The organism is Ruegeria sp. CJ9 (assembly GCF_056536625.1).
Genome location: NZ_JBQFPY010000004.1, coordinates 128122 through 141595, shown reverse-complemented (window position 1 = coordinate 141595; position 13474 = coordinate 128122). Strand labels below are relative to the sequence as shown.

The 13474-nt window shown below is 58.5% G+C and carries 15 protein-coding genes, 1 other RNA gene and 1 riboswitch; of the genes, 10 read left to right on the top strand and 6 right to left on the bottom strand.

Features of this window, described 5'->3' with window-relative positions:
* Positions 1-61 precede the first annotated feature (61 nt).
* Both ACR0AJ_RS10360 and ffs read left to right on the top strand, forming a co-directional pair.
* A complete protein-coding gene (locus ACR0AJ_RS10360) occupies positions 62-1942 on the top strand; it encodes a bifunctional 2',3'-cyclic-nucleotide 2'-phosphodiesterase/3'-nucleotidase (RefSeq protein ID WP_480740802.1) in 1881 nt (626 codons plus the stop codon).
* A gap of 39 nt (positions 1943-1981) precedes the next feature.
* An RNA gene (gene ffs / locus ACR0AJ_RS10355) (signal recognition particle sRNA small type) lies at positions 1982-2080 on the top strand.
* 32 nt (positions 2081-2112) lie between these two features.
* Here the strand turns inward: ffs and ACR0AJ_RS10350 are convergent.
* Positions 2113-2970, bottom strand: a complete 858-nt coding sequence (locus ACR0AJ_RS10350) for an alpha/beta hydrolase family protein (RefSeq protein WP_480740801.1) — start codon at positions 2968-2970, stop codon at positions 2113-2115.
* Positions 2971-3105: 135 nt separating this feature from the next.
* A riboswitch (cobalamin riboswitch) is annotated at positions 3106-3326 on the top strand.
* Between the two features lie 83 nt (positions 3327-3409).
* On the opposite strand from ACR0AJ_RS10350, the gene ACR0AJ_RS10345 reads away from it, so the two are divergent.
* Complete coding sequence (locus ACR0AJ_RS10345) at positions 3410-3817, top strand: hypothetical protein (RefSeq protein WP_170350994.1); 408 nt, start codon at positions 3410-3412, stop codon at positions 3815-3817.
* Position 3818: 1 nt separating this feature from the next.
* Here the strand turns inward: ACR0AJ_RS10345 and ACR0AJ_RS10340 are convergent, their stop codons facing one another.
* The gene (locus ACR0AJ_RS10340; protein ID WP_480740799.1) at positions 3819-4313 is read right to left on the bottom strand and encodes a protein-tyrosine phosphatase family protein; all 495 of its coding nucleotides are present in this window, start codon (positions 4311-4313) and stop codon (positions 3819-3821) included.
* A gap of 133 nt (positions 4314-4446) precedes the next feature.
* On the opposite strand from ACR0AJ_RS10340, the gene ACR0AJ_RS10335 reads away from it, so the two are divergent.
* The 3 genes from ACR0AJ_RS10335 (at position 4447) to recR (ending at position 7375) form a co-directional block, all read left to right on the top strand.
* Entirely contained in the window at positions 4447-6207 is a 1761-nt protein-coding gene (locus ACR0AJ_RS10335; RefSeq protein WP_480740798.1) for a DNA polymerase III subunit gamma/tau, read from the top strand.
* 165 nt (positions 6208-6372) lie between these two features.
* Positions 6373-6717, top strand: a complete 345-nt coding sequence (locus ACR0AJ_RS10330; RefSeq protein WP_170350997.1) for a YbaB/EbfC family nucleoid-associated protein — start codon at positions 6373-6375, stop codon at positions 6715-6717.
* Between the two features lie 64 nt (positions 6718-6781).
* Entirely contained in the window at positions 6782-7375 is a 594-nt protein-coding gene (recR, locus tag ACR0AJ_RS10325; protein WP_170350998.1) for a recombination mediator RecR, read from the top strand.
* Here recR and ACR0AJ_RS10320 read toward each other — a convergent pair.
* Positions 7341-7931, bottom strand: coding sequence for a hypothetical protein (locus ACR0AJ_RS10320; RefSeq protein WP_170350999.1), 591 nt, complete (start codon positions 7929-7931; stop codon positions 7341-7343). The two genes, recR and ACR0AJ_RS10320, sit on opposite strands and share 35 nt — an antisense overlap.
* Before the next feature lie 102 nt (positions 7932-8033).
* On the opposite strand from ACR0AJ_RS10320, the gene ACR0AJ_RS10315 reads away from it, so the two are divergent.
* Positions 8034-8522: a hypothetical protein gene (locus ACR0AJ_RS10315; RefSeq protein ID WP_480740797.1), complete on the top strand. Its 489-nt coding sequence runs from the start codon at positions 8034-8036 to the stop codon at positions 8520-8522.
* Here ACR0AJ_RS10315 and ACR0AJ_RS10310 read toward each other — a convergent pair.
* On the bottom strand, positions 8519-9148 hold the full coding sequence (locus ACR0AJ_RS10310) for a ribonuclease T2 family protein (RefSeq protein ID WP_480648739.1): 630 nt from the start codon (positions 9146-9148) through the stop codon (positions 8519-8521). The two genes, ACR0AJ_RS10315 and ACR0AJ_RS10310, sit on opposite strands and share 4 nt — an antisense overlap.
* Positions 9149-9278: 130 nt before the next feature.
* Between ACR0AJ_RS10310 and ACR0AJ_RS10305 the strand changes: the two genes are divergently transcribed.
* Together ACR0AJ_RS10305 and ACR0AJ_RS10300 are read left to right on the top strand one after the other, a co-directional pair.
* Positions 9279-10040, top strand: a complete 762-nt coding sequence (locus ACR0AJ_RS10305; RefSeq protein WP_480638053.1) for a DUF1013 domain-containing protein — start codon at positions 9279-9281, stop codon at positions 10038-10040.
* A gap of 54 nt (positions 10041-10094) precedes the next feature.
* The gene (locus tag ACR0AJ_RS10300) at positions 10095-10487 is read left to right on the top strand and encodes a hypothetical protein (RefSeq protein ID WP_480648737.1); all 393 of its coding nucleotides are present in this window, start codon (positions 10095-10097) and stop codon (positions 10485-10487) included.
* Positions 10488-10525: 38 nt separating this feature from the next.
* Here ACR0AJ_RS10300 and ACR0AJ_RS10295 read toward each other — a convergent pair whose 3' ends face one another.
* Both ACR0AJ_RS10295 and ACR0AJ_RS10290 read right to left on the bottom strand, forming a co-directional pair.
* Complete coding sequence (locus ACR0AJ_RS10295) at positions 10526-11557, bottom strand: permease (RefSeq protein ID WP_480648735.1); 1032 nt, start codon at positions 11555-11557, stop codon at positions 10526-10528.
* Entirely contained in the window at positions 11550-11858 is a 309-nt protein-coding gene (locus ACR0AJ_RS10290) for an ArsR/SmtB family transcription factor (protein ID WP_058283064.1), read from the bottom strand. Before ACR0AJ_RS10290 ends, ACR0AJ_RS10295 begins: the two co-directional genes overlap by 8 nt.
* 136 nt (positions 11859-11994) lie before the next feature.
* Between ACR0AJ_RS10290 and pdxR the strand changes: the two genes are divergently transcribed.
* Positions 11995-13455: a MocR-like pyridoxine biosynthesis transcription factor PdxR gene (pdxR, locus tag ACR0AJ_RS10285; protein ID WP_170398329.1), complete on the top strand. Its 1461-nt coding sequence runs from the start codon at positions 11995-11997 to the stop codon at positions 13453-13455.
* Positions 13456-13474 lie beyond the last annotated feature (19 nt).

The following is a 13474-nucleotide window of genomic DNA, read 5'->3' as shown; positions in this document are numbered from 1 at the left end:
AGTTGCATTTATTATACTTTTTGGAGAAAATGATTAACATATAACCGCCAGAAGTAGAAATTTGACACATCCCCTTATCCCGTCCCGCGCACCACTGAAGATACGGGTTCTGGCAACATCCGATCTGCATATGAATCTATGCGGCTTCGATTATTATTCGGACACCCCCGACCCCTCAATCGGCTTTACCCGCACCGCCAGCCTGATCCGCGCAGCCAGGTCCGAGGCCGAAGCGCAGGGTGCTCTGGTGGTTCTGTGCGACAACGGAGATTCACTGCAAGGCACGCCACTGGGGGAATGGGCGGTTCAATCCGAAAACGCACCACACATCCTGATGCAGGCATTTTCCGAGCTGGGTTATGACGCAATCGGGCTCGGAAATCATGATTTCGGCTTTGGACTGGAAACGCTGGGCCGTGTGATTGCAGATGCTGCGTGCCCGGTGATTTGCAGCAATGCATACCGACAAGACGCCCCCTCCTGCTGGCAAGATCATGCGATTTTGAATCGAGAAATAAAATTTTATGATCAACATGTTACGCTGAAAATTGGTGCGTTCTCAGTCCTGCCACCGCAGACAGCCAAATGGGAAGCACACCTGCTGCAAGGCAAGGTCGTCATCGAAGATATCCTGACTTGCGCCGCACAAAAAGTGACGAATCTGAAAGCGCAGGGTTGCGATTTGATCCTTGCATTGGCGCATACAGGGATAGGGTCGACCGAACCGGAAACGGGTTTGGAAAATGCCGTCATCCCGCTGGCCGGTATCGAAGGAATTGATGCGCTGATTGCCGGGCATTCACATCTGACACTGCCCGGAAACACACATGACGGGATTGAGCACGTCGATGCAAATCGGGGTCTGGTTCACGGAAAGCCGGTGGTCATGCCCGGTGCGTCCGGGTCATTTCTGGGGGTGATCGACCTGACATTGGACAGGGCGGGAAATGGCCATTGGACCGTTCAGGATCATCGCGTCAGTCTGCGGTCGATATGCCCAACCAAACCCGACGGCTCACCCAAGCCTATCCAGGAAGACCCTGTTTTGGCGCGCCTTTTCGCCCGGGGCCATTCGGAAACTCGGCGGCGCACGGCGCAACCCGTTGGCCAGACCGATAAGCATTTGCACAGCTATTTCAGTTTTTGCGCCCCGGACAGAGGTTTGGTTCTGACCGCCGCGGCCCAGGCAGCAGCCCTGCGGCCCTATCTGCAGGACACGTCATTTGCGGATTTTCCTGTTCTGTCCGCAACCGCGCCTTCAAAGTTCGGGGGGCGTGCCGGCCCCCGGTTTTTCACCGACGTCCCGCCCGGCCAGATATGCCTGCGCCATGTCAACGACATGTATGCGTTTCCCAATGAGCTGCAGGCGGTAGTTGTCACCGGAGAGCAGATCAGCGACTGGCTTGAGATGTCTGCAGGCGTGTTCAACCAGATTACGCCGGGACATCAGACCACATTGGTCGACATCAACAGGGCGGGGCATAATTTTGATATTATACAGGGGCTTACTTATCAATTTGATCTCTCTCAACCGGCTCGGTTCGACGCTGGCGGTCACTTGATCGACCCCGTCAACCGGCGCATTCGCAACATTCGCTTTGACGGCCAACCGATGGCCGCCGATCAACGGTTCGTCGTCGCACTGAACAATTACCGTGCCAATGGCGGGGGTCACTTTCCCTTTGTTGATCAGGCCGAGCCCATCGCGCTGCCGAACCTGCCTGTTCAGCGCGTCTTGCAGGACTATCTGTCCGGCGCACTGCCGCAAGATCCCTTGCAATATGCGTCCTATCCTTTTGGCTTTGCCTCGATGCAGGGCGCGACTGCGCTATTTAGAACCGGTCCGAAGGCACAAACTCACATTGCCGAGCTTGAAGAATATGACCCCCACGTCGTCGGAGAAGACGATGAGGGCTTTTTGCTGATCCGTTTGACGCTCTGACGGGTTGTGTTTCCTGCGCCCGTTGCCTATATCAGACCCCGAGAGGTTGGCGCGGGCGAGCGCCTCGCCAACCTGGTCAGGTCCGGAAGGAAGCAGCCACAACGAGCCCCGCTTGGGTCGATGTCCAACCTCTCACTTAAACTCCCGACATTGAATTGTTGCGAACAGGCCTAGGCAATCAACCGTGGCCAGACAGCCGAATTGCGCCGGGCAAAGGCACCGATATGGCCAACCTCGGACAGTCCGAACTCGGCCGGAGACAACAAATGGCGGCGTGCGTTGGACCCGTACAGATCAGCCAGCCGCCAGACCGCGTTCTTTGGCACCAGATCGTCATCCTCAAAGCTGAACAGATCCACTGGTGTGTCTGACTGTGCCCAGCGGGCCTCGGGCAAGGACACGCCGATTTCGGGCAGGTAGTTGCGCGGCCCAGTGCACCAGCGGCGCCACTGCCAATAGACGCTGGCAGGCAGGTTCGATCCGAATCCCAGTGCCTTGCCCGGCAGGTAACCCAGCGCTTTTACGGCCAGGGGCGCGTGTCCGTACCAAAACAGCAAAGCCAACGCCCGATAAGGCCAGGGATGGTCCGACACAGTCACCGGCCCGGCGCAGACGCAGATCATGCGGTCGATCTGATCAATATCGGGCTGAATCGGCCCCAGCATACCGCCGACGGAATGGCCGATGCTCCAGTGCTGCGCGTCGGGGTATCGCCTGCGCATCTCGGCCCGAGCCGCAGGCATGTCGATCAGCGCCCAATCCGCCATCGTGGCCTGAGCTGACTTCAATGGCCTGCTCTGCGAATGACCGAAATCGCTGTAATCATAGGTCAGACAGGCAATGCCATGTTCCGCAGCCAACCAGCGTGCGAAGTGCTGATAATAGTCGCGCGGCACTCCGGTGGCGCTGTGGATCACCACTGCGATCCCAGGTTCGGCTACCGGCAGGTACAGCCGAGCCGACAGTTGGGTCGAACCAGAAGGAAACTGAAAATCCTCGGTTAAAACAGCTTGTGCGGTATCCAGCATGGCGCCCTCAATCTGAACCGATTAGTTCACCACCCCAAACGGCATCTTTTGCCACCCTAAGTCAATCCTGTTTCCGCATGACCACGCGTCCACTTTGCCCCACCAAAAGGCGGCTTGACTCAGGTCACCCCTACCCGCTAGCGATTGGATGATGGTTCTCGTCCCCGGTCTCCGGGGCGGGATGAAAAGGGAACACGGTGCGGTTCTGCCCGGAATACCGGAACGAACCAAGGCCGCGACTGCCCCCGCAACTGTAAGCGGTGAGCAATGCCGAAACACCACTGGCCGCAAGGCTGGGAAGGTCGGCAACGCAACGACCCGCAAGTCAGGAGACCTGCCATCGAACAAGAAACCGAAACTCGGGCGGGGTGTCCGGGCAGGTCGTCAGCACGCTGTCACACCTGATCCACACCCCCGTTCCACGCGCGGAGGGCGCAATATGATCTGGAAGACAAAGACACACCAATTTACCGCAACCGTTTGCCAACGCACAGGAAAAACCTGTCCGGCGCTGGCACAGATGGCGCGCGCGATCGTGCAGGCGATGGATGCTGCCGTTCCGGCGACGACGCCTGATTTTGAGTTCGACGGCAGCTCTGAGCTGGCGTATTGCACGCAAGGATGCAGCGCACGGTTTCGCGCTCAAAAAGACCTGATCCGGGTCTTTTGTGGAACAAGCGAGGATGCGCCCCTCGAGTCGCTGGATGTTTTCGCAGATATGATGTTCGGCCCGGATGTGACCATGCGCCCCGCAGGCATGCTAACCACCCCACCCTGCGCCATGCTTGAGGTCACAGCGATCCCGCCCAACCCGGTGGCACAGGCAGAACGACAGGTGGCGCTCTGATCTAGTCGCGCGTCCGCCCAAGGGCGGCCCATTCCATCTGGCCGCCGGTCTCGACGGCGCAGGACCGCACCGCCCGCAAACGGGTCAACGCTGTCTCGGGGTCTTCACCATGCTCGACCATAAGGCGCAGCACGATCATCCCGGACCGGCCACAGCCGCCCCGGCAATGCACCAGCACCCGCCCCCCGCGGGACAGGATATCAGTCGCCGCAGGGCTGACACTGCCCCACGCCGCGTCAACCTCAGGAGGCGGCGTACCGAAATCCGCAACCGGCAGATGCACCCATTTGATATTGAGTGCGTGCAGGTCTTCGCCAAGCATACCTGCGCCCTCTTGCAGCATTTCGACCTCGGTGGTCATCGAGATCACAAGATCCGGCTGCCAGTCGCGGATCGTTCCCAAGTCCCGCGTATACCCGCCACCGCGCCCCGGAAGAGGTGACAAGGTTACGGTGCCGTTTCCAATCTGAACTGAATGAAGTGCGAACTGGCTCACTACGGACCCTCCCTAATACTCGCTTCTAAGGCGTGCAAATTGTGCTGCAAACCGAAATTCACCCAAGCCTGCTGTGGACGCGGGCGGCAGGGGTCTCTACGCTGCATCGGAACCCGAATCCGACAGAGCAGATATGAACGACACGCCCAGCCCCGCCTATCAGGTTCTTGCCCGCAAATACCGCCCGGAAACCTTTGCCGATCTCGTCGGTCAGGACGCAATGGTGCGCACGCTGAAAAATGCGTTCGAGGCCGACCGGATCGCGCAGGCTTTCATCATGACCGGCATTCGCGGCACCGGCAAAACCACCACGGCACGGATCATCGCCAAGGGCATGAACTGCATCGGCCCCGATGGTGACGGCAAACCAACGACCGAGCCCTGCGGCCAATGCGAACATTGCGTGGCCATTATGGAAGGCCGCCACGTTGACGTGATGGAGATGGACGCCGCCAGCCGTACTGGTGTGAACGATATCCGCGAGATCATCGACAGTGTCCGCTATCGCGCCGCCAGCGCGCGCTATAAAATCTATATCATCGACGAGGTCCACATGCTGTCGACCAGCGCGTTCAACGCGCTGCTCAAGACGCTTGAAGAACCGCCCGAGCATGTGAAGTTCATCTTTGCCACCACCGAGATTCGTAAAGTGCCAGTGACGGTTCTGTCGCGCTGCCAACGGTTCGACCTGCGCCGGATCGAACCCGAGGACATGATCAGCCTGCTCGGCAAGATTGCGGCGGCGGAAAACGCTCAGATCGCGGATGACGCGCTGGCGCTGATCACCCGTGCAGCCGAGGGTTCGGCCCGGGACGCGACCTCGCTGCTGGATCAGGCGATCTCGCACGGTGCGGGTGAAACCAGCGCCGATCAGGTCCGCGCGATGCTGGGCCTGGCTGATCGCGGTCGGGTACTGGACCTGATGGACATGATCCTGCGCGGGGACGCTGCAGGCGCGCTGACCGAGTTGGGCGGGCAATATGCCGAAGGAGCCGATCCGCTGGCCGTGCTACGCGATCTGGCCGAGATCACCCATTGGGTCTCTGTGGTTAAAATCACGCCAGACGCAGCCAATGATCCCACCGTTTCGCCGGACGAGCGCGCGCGTGGTCAACAAATGGCCGAAGCCCTGCCGATGCGCGTCCTGACCAGGATGTGGCAGATGTTGCTTAAAGCGCTCGAAGAGGTCTCGGCGGCCCCAAATGCCATGATGGCAGCTGAAATGGCAGTGATCCGACTGACCCATGTGGCAGACCTGCCCAGCCCGGAAGAGTTGATCAAACGTCTGCAAGACACGCCCCCACCGCCAAATGGCGGACCCGGTGGCGGGATACCGGTGCCATCACATGCCGCGGTTCAGACGCAAGCGCCGGTGGCATCTTCTTATTCAGCTCCCGCCCATGGTGGGGGCGGCGGCGCTCCCAGCGCGGCGTTGGCGCAGGATGTGCAGGCCGCCCTGGCACGTTATCCGACCTTCGATCATGTGGTCGAACTGATCCGCGCAAACCGGGACGGCGTGCTTCTGGATGAGGTGAAGCGGTCTTTGCGGCTTGCAGCCTATCAACCCGGGCGTATCGAATTCCAACCGACCCAGCGTGCCTCGGCCCAGTTGGCGCAACGTCTAGGAACCGCCCTGCAGCGATGGACCGGTAACCGCTGGGCAGTCACTGTCGTCAACGAAGGCGGCGGCGAGACGATCTATGAAAAGGAAAACGCGGCTGAGGAAGCATTGAAGGCAGAAGCCCGCGAACACCCGCTGGTGCAGGCGGTTCTGGCCCAGTTCCCGAAGGCGCGGATCAAAAGCATCGAAACGCCAGAGCAACGCGCGGCCAAGGTCGAAACCGAAGCCCTGCCCGAGGTCGAAGACGAATGGGACCCGTTCGAGGAAGACTGAGCCACTTCAACACACACCCCCGAAATCCTCCCGCACCCGCCACGGGCCCAACGGGAGGAAAGGTCTTTCAAAGACCTTGACGACGGGCGGGAGCAACCCCACCCCCTTGTGCCACACGGGTACCGCCCGTATTTAGGCGACAAAGCGATACACAGGAGAATACCGATGCTCAAAGGACTCGGCGGTCTGGGCGACATGGCCAAGATGATGAAATCCGCGCAGGACTTGCAGGCCAAGATGACCGACATGCAGGAAGAGCTGAACAACATGATGGTCGTTGGCGAATCCGGTGCAGGACTGGTGAAGGCCACCGCCACCGCAAAAGGTGAGCTGAAAGGTCTGGACATCGACCCATCGATCTTTAACGGCGACGACAAGGAAGTGGTCGAGGACCTGATCCTGGCCGCCATCAAGGACGCACAAACCAAAGCGACTGAACGCGCACAGGCCGAAATGGCGAAGCTGACCGAAAGCATGGGCCTGCCCGCAGACATCAAGCTGCCGTTCTGATACCCCCTCCTGACGGATCATCGGCCGGGCGCCCCTGCCCGGCCCCTTTGCAGGAGCACCCTCGGTGAGTTCGAACAGCGATATCGACAACCTGATTGATCTGATGGCCAAGCTGCCGGGCCTCGGCCCCCGCTCGGCCCGCCGCGCGGTGTTGCATCTGATCCGCAAGCGCGCCCTGCTGCTGACACCCCTGTCGGACGCCATGCAGCAGGTTGCCATCACCGCCCGCGAATGCCTGAACTGCGGCAACGTCGGCACCACCGATATCTGTGACATCTGCGACAGCGAGGACCGCGCGACCGGAGAGCTATGCGTGGTCGAAGACGTGGCCGACCTGTGGGCAATGGAACGCGCCGGGGTCTTCAAAGGCCGCTATCACGTTCTGGGCGGCACATTGTCGGCGCTGGACGGGGTCGGCCCGGACGAACTTCGCATTCCTCGCCTCAAGGACCGCGTGACAGCCGAAGGGATCACCGAGATCATCCTCGCCCTGAACGCCACCGTCGACGGTCAGACTACCGCGCATTATATTGCCGATCAGTTGGAAGGACAGGTCCGCCTGACCTCGCTGGCGCAAGGCGTGCCGATTGGCGGAGAGCTGGATTATCTGGATGACGGGACGATCACGGCTGCGTTGAGGGCGCGGAAAGAGCTTTGATCTTGTCAGGTGTTCCGTTTGACAAGTGCTCAAGCTTATTTCTGGTGATATTGCATTGCACCAACCATTCATACGGCAGAACATTGACCGCGACGTTGTTCGGCAGTTGGTAAAATGACATGCTCCGATAACTCCAAGCATATGGAACGCAGTCTTTTAGGGCTGCTGCATGTAAATAGAACTGAAACTCTCTTGGCGCATTTCGAAGCGTTTGAAAGAACGAATTCCTAAACTCTACGTCCGTACCGAAGGCATTGATTTCTCGGGCACGTAGAAAGCTTGTATACGACCCGACAAACACGCCTGAAAGGCTCATAGCCATGACAATAAACACCGGCAGGGTCACTTGGGACTTGAAACCAAGCTTACTTAAGAACGCACCAACAAAAAAACCAAAAAAACCGCCGAGAAACACAAAAGCCAACCAAAATGGGGCACCCAATCGACCGTTCCAAATCGTAATAAATGCTATTGGCTGAAAAACACCTCCGAACAGGAATAGAGAAGTCATAGAGTATGCGAAAACGCTGAATAGCGCGGTGAGCAACAGCTTCATCGGCTCCAAGTCACTGTAATTTCTTACAAAGAAGTTATACCTTTGTAATTCAATAAAAAATTAATAACGTCAATAGAACCCTATTAGTTTGAGAGTTGTTTGATGACCCGCCTTCTCGCCCTCACAATCGCCGCCCTCACCGCAACTGCAGCTTGGTCGCAGGAACTCATCGACAAAGGCTTTGTCGAAGGCTGGAACATCATGATGGACCCCGCGCTGGGCAATGGGTGTCTGATCCAGACGATCTATCAAGACCTCTCGGTGGTGCGTATCGGCTATGACGCGTTGGACAATCGCGGGTATTTCGCCGTCTACAACAAGGCCTGGGGCGATATTGAGCAGGGTAAGAGTTACCCAATCCGCTTCGAACTCGATGGTAAAAGCTTTGATGCCACTGCCATCGGCTTCAATCAGCGTGACGTGCCGGGCGCGACAGTGTTCTTCACCGACCGCAGTTTCGTTAACGCCATCGCGCAGAACAAAACCATGACCGTCTATAACCCGGCAGGCGAAGTGGTGATGGCAATTGATCTCAAGGGCACCGCCAAAGCGCTGGACTATGCCCGCGACTGCCAGAACCGGAAGCTCTAACGAATCGGATCGAACAGCGCGTCTTTGGCTGTGCAATCGCGGATAACGTCGCGACCACAAGGCACCGGATTAAGGTCGCGCGACAGGCACAGACGGACCTCTTCAATATAGCCCTGCTTGCAGGTGATTGTGATCATGTCCCGCTCTAAACCGGGATTGGCCTTCAAAAACGCCTCTTCGACCACCGAGGCGGGTAACTTGACCGATGTCTCCAATTGACGGAACACTTGCGGACGCACGACTCCGTCATAAGCCTGCCGAGACAGCGCGAAATAGTCCGGCGCGGACAGCCCCGAACAGGTTCCGTGCTTTTTCCACTGGTGCCACGCCAAACCCGAAGAGCCCTGAATATCCGTCATTTCGCGTGTCATGCGGCGCGTTGGCGGTGCCTCAGCCGTGCGACAGAACGCTGGCCAACCCTGGTGATATTGCGGCCACAACCCATGCAATATCCAACCGTGATCATGGCGCGCATCGCATTGGTCCGACCCGCGCGCATCGCCTTCGCGGGCGCACCAGTTGGGCGACCAACTTAGCGACAGGACGTAATAGTCGAATTGACCGGCTTTCTCTCCGTCTGCCAGTGCGGCGACCGCGCTCAAGACCCACAAAATCACCCAGCGCATTCGCCTCTTCCCTTCTTGCCTTGCCGCGACTATATAGGCCCCGAGTTCCCCGACAACGGAAACCTGCCCCAAAGCTTCGGGGCCGCCGAATTCCGGCGACGGGACAGATGTATTTATAGGAGACGGGCTGATGGCAAAACCGCTTATGGCCAAGGCAACAGCCGTATGGCTGGTGGACAACACCACGATCAGCTTCAAGCAGATCGCGGATTTCGTGGGCATGCACGAGTTGGAAGTGCAAGGCATCGCCGATGGCGACGTGGCCGCGGGCGTGAAAGGGTTCGACCCCATCGCCAACAACCAGCTGACCCAGGATGAGATCGACTCGGCGCAGGGCAACCCGCTGCATAAGCTGAAGCTCAAGTTCAACCCAGCTGCTAGCGGTGAAGAAAAACGTCGTGGTCCGCGCTATACCCCGCTGTCCAAACGGCAGGACCGTCCGAACTCGATCCTTTGGCTGGTCAAATTCCATCCCGAACTTAGCGACGGTCAGATCGCCAAGCTGGTGGGCACCACCAAGCCAACCATTCAGTCGATCCGCGAGCGTACCCACTGGAACATTTCGAACATGCAACCGATCGACCCGGTTGCGCTGGGCTTGTGCAAGCAATCCGAGCTGGACGCCATCGTTCAGAAAGCCGCAGCCAAGAAGGCAGCCGAAGGTGGCGTCATGAGCGATGACGAACGCCGCAAGCTGGTTTCGACCGAACAATCGCTGGAAATGGACGCAGCACCCAAGATCCCAACCGCCATCGAAGGTCTGGAAACCTTCTCGCTGTCTGACGAGCCTGTGGAAGAGAAAGAAGAAGAGCCGGTCATCGACGCCGACAGCTTCTTCAACCTGCCCAAAGGCGGGGCCGAGGATGAAGACGAAGACGATCTGCGCCCCTAAGGCACAGATGGCCCCAGTCCGAACAGGCAGGGGCTTTTTTCCCGCAGGGATTCCATGCTGACCATCCTGTCCAAAATCTTTGGCCCGCACCACGCCGTATCGATCTATGCTTTTTTGAAGACATGGGGTTTGTTGGCGGTTGCAATCGTCGGCACCATCTCAATTGCTACCGCATTGCTGGTTTTCAATGACAACGGCGCGCACGAACATGACTCGTACCTGACCGTTTCGGTTCTGTCGGCAACCCCCGTGAACGGTGACTTGAAGAACGGTGTCATAGCCTCGATTCAATTGCCGGATGGGTCGGCCACCTCCATCAACGAACCCAAAGAGCATGTCGCACGAACAGTAGGCACCACAGCCTGTGTCGAAAAACGTGTCTACGTAAACAGCGGAGAGGCACGGTACAGGTTCAAATTGCCGAGCCTGTGCGAGGCCAACCAATAAGCAAAACCGCCCGGAGGTATCTCCGGGCGGTTTTTCCTTTAGATCATCTGAAACAGAATACCAGCAATGATCGCCCCGGTAATCCCAAGACCCAGATAGGTGGCAAAGACCCGTGGTTTGACCAGTGACCACACCGCTGCCATCGCCGGGATCGAGCTGACCGCACCCGCGATCATGAACGACATCGCGGCCCCCGCACTCATCCCCTGTTCTGTCAGCCCCGCTAGCAGTGGCGGCGCGACGTAGGAATTCAGATAGGCAGGCATCCCGACCAACGCCGCGATCACGATGGGTACGACACCTTCGCCCCCCACCACGCGGGCGATCAGATCGGCCGGAACATAGCTGACCAACAGCGCCTCTAACACATAAGCCAGGGCCAGCCATTTCAGCAGGAACAGCCCGTTGTGAACGAATTCCGACTGGAACCGCTGACGACGCTCAGCTTCCTGCCAGAATCGCCAGACCGGTTTGTCATCCTGTTTTGGGCCACCACAAGCGCTGCAACCGGCCGGTTTGTAGTCGCGCAGCGGTTGGGCAAAGGCGCCCGAGCGCTTCAGGCCGCGCACAACGAAACCGCCGAACAGACCCAGCGCCACCGCAGCAATCGCCTTGCCTATCGCAAAGGGCCATCCTAACGCACCGGCGGTGATCAATAGGGTTGGCGGGTCAATCAACGGAGAGCTGAGCCAGAACGCCATCACCGCAGACAGGGGCGCACCCAGCGCCAGCAATCCGGCAATGAACGGGATGACCTCACAGGAACAGAACGGCGCCAATCCACCAAACACCGCAGCAAGGAAGATCATCCGCGTCTCGCGCCCTTCAAAGGCGCGCGCGACCATCACCTCGGCCCCGGTCGCCTTGAGGTAGGACAGCAACAAAACGGCAAACAGGATATACTGGCCGGTATGGATCAGCGCCTTACCAGCAAAAGTCACGACTTCAACCCAATTACCAGGGTCCAGAACAGCCACGGCGGCCAGGATTGCAACGATCAATGCCCAAGGGGTTTTAATCAGATCAAGCGCCTTCACGGGCACTTTGGGATTTTGCGTCAGTTCAGCCATCGTTCGCGGCCTTTCCCACTTCGTCCGCGCAGCATTCGGCAAGGATGAACTGCGCCAGATTTCTCAACTCGTCATAGCAGGCACGGTTGATCGTGCTGCGCCCGACTTTCTCTTGTTCCACGACACCGCCAGCGGCCAAAAACCGAAGGTGATGAGCCAAGGTTGACGGTGCTATTCCCGTCCGCTCTTGAATTTCACCAACCGTCAGGCCCGCCTGTCCGGCGCGGACCAAAGTTCTCAGAACCTTCAACCGGGCCTCGGACCCCATGGCCGAAAATCCTGCTGCAGCAGTTTCCCACATATTCGATTCTCCATTAAACTAGATTTCTAGTTATTTAGGTGAATTGAAACCCACCGTCAAGCACGGCAACGCGGGAATTTTTGGAAAAGTCATAAGTCCAGATTGCTCATCTTTTAGGTCCACCCTATAAGACCTCATGGCAATATCGGTCGACACATTCTTTCTTGAGCTGAACGGGCAAGGTACGCTGCAGGCGCAGATCCAGCAGATGATTGCCGAAGGCATACTGTCCGGCAGGTTTCATGTCGGGGAAAAGCTGCCCTCATCACGCAAACTGGCCGCCCATCTGGGTGTCAGCCGGATTACGGTGACGCTGGCCTATACCGAACTGCTGGCCAATGATTATCTGACGGCAAAGGGGCGTTCGGGCTATTTCGTCTCGCAAAACGCACCGGTGCCGCCGAAATACACACCCCTTCAGCGCGGTGCCGAAACCGTGGATTGGGATGCTGCGCTGGCCCGCCGATTCTCGGGCGGGGACATGCTGTCGAAACCACGGGACTGGCGCAGCTATCGCTATCCATTCATTTACGGGCAAGCGGATCGCAATCTTTTTGACCACGCCAACTGGCGCCTGTGTGCCGTACGCGCCCTTGGGCACAAGGATTTCGAATCCCTCACCACCGATTACGTGGATCAGGATGATCCGTTGCTGGTCGAATTCATTGCCCGTCACACCCTGCCCCGCCGCGGCATCGCCGCCCGCCCCGAAGAGATTCTGATCACCATGGGCGCGCAGAACGCACTGTGGCTGGCCTCACGAATTTTGCTGACCCACAATCGCACCGCGGTGATCGAAGACCCATGCTATTACTCTCTGCGCAGCCTGCTAGAGCATTGGGATTGCGACGTGACTCCGATACCCGTCGACCGCGACGGGCTGCCCCCTGAGACATTGCCTGACACCGCCGACGTTATCTTTACGACGCCCAGTCACCAAAGCCCAACCACTGCAACTATGCCCGTTGAACGCAGGCACAAATTGCTGGAACGCGCGCACGACCTGGACGCAATGGTGGTCGAAGACGATTATGAGTTCGAAATGGCCTTTCTGGGCGCGCCCTCTCCGGCGTTGAAGTCAATGGACCGCGATGGCCGCGTGATCTATGTCGGCAGCTTTTCAAAATCGCTATTTCCGGGATTGCGCCTGGGATACATGGTCGGCTCGGAACCTTTCATCCGCGAGGCGCGGGCGCTGCGTTCGTTGGTGTTGCGCCACCCGCCGGGGCACATCCAGCGCACCGCCGCCTATTTCCTGTCATTGGGCCATTACGACGCGCAGATCAGGCGCATGTCCAAGGCTTTGGCGCGCAGGCGTGAGGCCTTGGACCAAGCGATCGACAAACACGGGCTGACAGTGGCCGGGCGTGGCATCATGGGCGGATCATCCCTGTGGATGTCTGCCCCTGAACACGTCGACACAACGCAACTGGCCCACACGCTGCAGGGCCAGAGCGTTCATATCGAACCCGGCGCGCCGTTCTTTTCGGGGCCGGATCAGCCGAAGAATTTCTACCGTATCGGCTATTCCTCGATCCGGCAGGACCGTATCGAACCGGGTGTGAAATTGATCGCAGAGGCCATACGCGGCTGTTAGCGCCATACTGGACATATTC

What these genes read in the sequence shown, in the direction of transcription:
- ACR0AJ_RS10350 (WP_480740801.1), bottom strand. Translation starts at nt 2,970, where the DNA reads ATGCTGGATACCGCACAAGCTGTTTTAACCGAGGATTTTCAGTTTCCT.
- ACR0AJ_RS10345 (WP_170350994.1), top strand. Translation starts at nt 3,410, where the DNA reads ATGATCTGGAAGACAAAGACACACCAATTTACCGCAACCGTTTGCCAA.
- ACR0AJ_RS10335 (WP_480740798.1), top strand. Translation starts at nt 4,447, where the DNA reads ATGAACGACACGCCCAGCCCCGCCTATCAGGTTCTTGCCCGCAAATAC.
- ACR0AJ_RS10330 (WP_170350997.1), top strand. Translation starts at nt 6,373, where the DNA reads ATGCTCAAAGGACTCGGCGGTCTGGGCGACATGGCCAAGATGATGAAA.
- ACR0AJ_RS10320 (WP_170350999.1), bottom strand. Translation starts at nt 7,931, where the DNA reads ATGAAGCTGTTGCTCACCGCGCTATTCAGCGTTTTCGCATACTCTATG.
- ACR0AJ_RS10315 (WP_480740797.1), top strand. Translation starts at nt 8,034, where the DNA reads ATGACCCGCCTTCTCGCCCTCACAATCGCCGCCCTCACCGCAACTGCA.
- ACR0AJ_RS10310 (WP_480648739.1), bottom strand. Translation starts at nt 9,148, where the DNA reads ATGCGCTGGGTGATTTTGTGGGTCTTGAGCGCGGTCGCCGCACTGGCA.
- ACR0AJ_RS10305 (WP_480638053.1), top strand. Translation starts at nt 9,279, where the DNA reads ATGGCAAAACCGCTTATGGCCAAGGCAACAGCCGTATGGCTGGTGGAC.
- ACR0AJ_RS10300 (WP_480648737.1), top strand. Translation starts at nt 10,095, where the DNA reads ATGCTGACCATCCTGTCCAAAATCTTTGGCCCGCACCACGCCGTATCG.
- ACR0AJ_RS10295 (WP_480648735.1), bottom strand. Translation starts at nt 11,557, where the DNA reads ATGGCTGAACTGACGCAAAATCCCAAAGTGCCCGTGAAGGCGCTTGAT.
- ACR0AJ_RS10290 (WP_058283064.1), bottom strand. Translation starts at nt 11,858, where the DNA reads ATGTGGGAAACTGCTGCAGCAGGATTTTCGGCCATGGGGTCCGAGGCC.
- pdxR (WP_170398329.1), top strand. Translation starts at nt 11,995, where the DNA reads ATGGCAATATCGGTCGACACATTCTTTCTTGAGCTGAACGGGCAAGGT.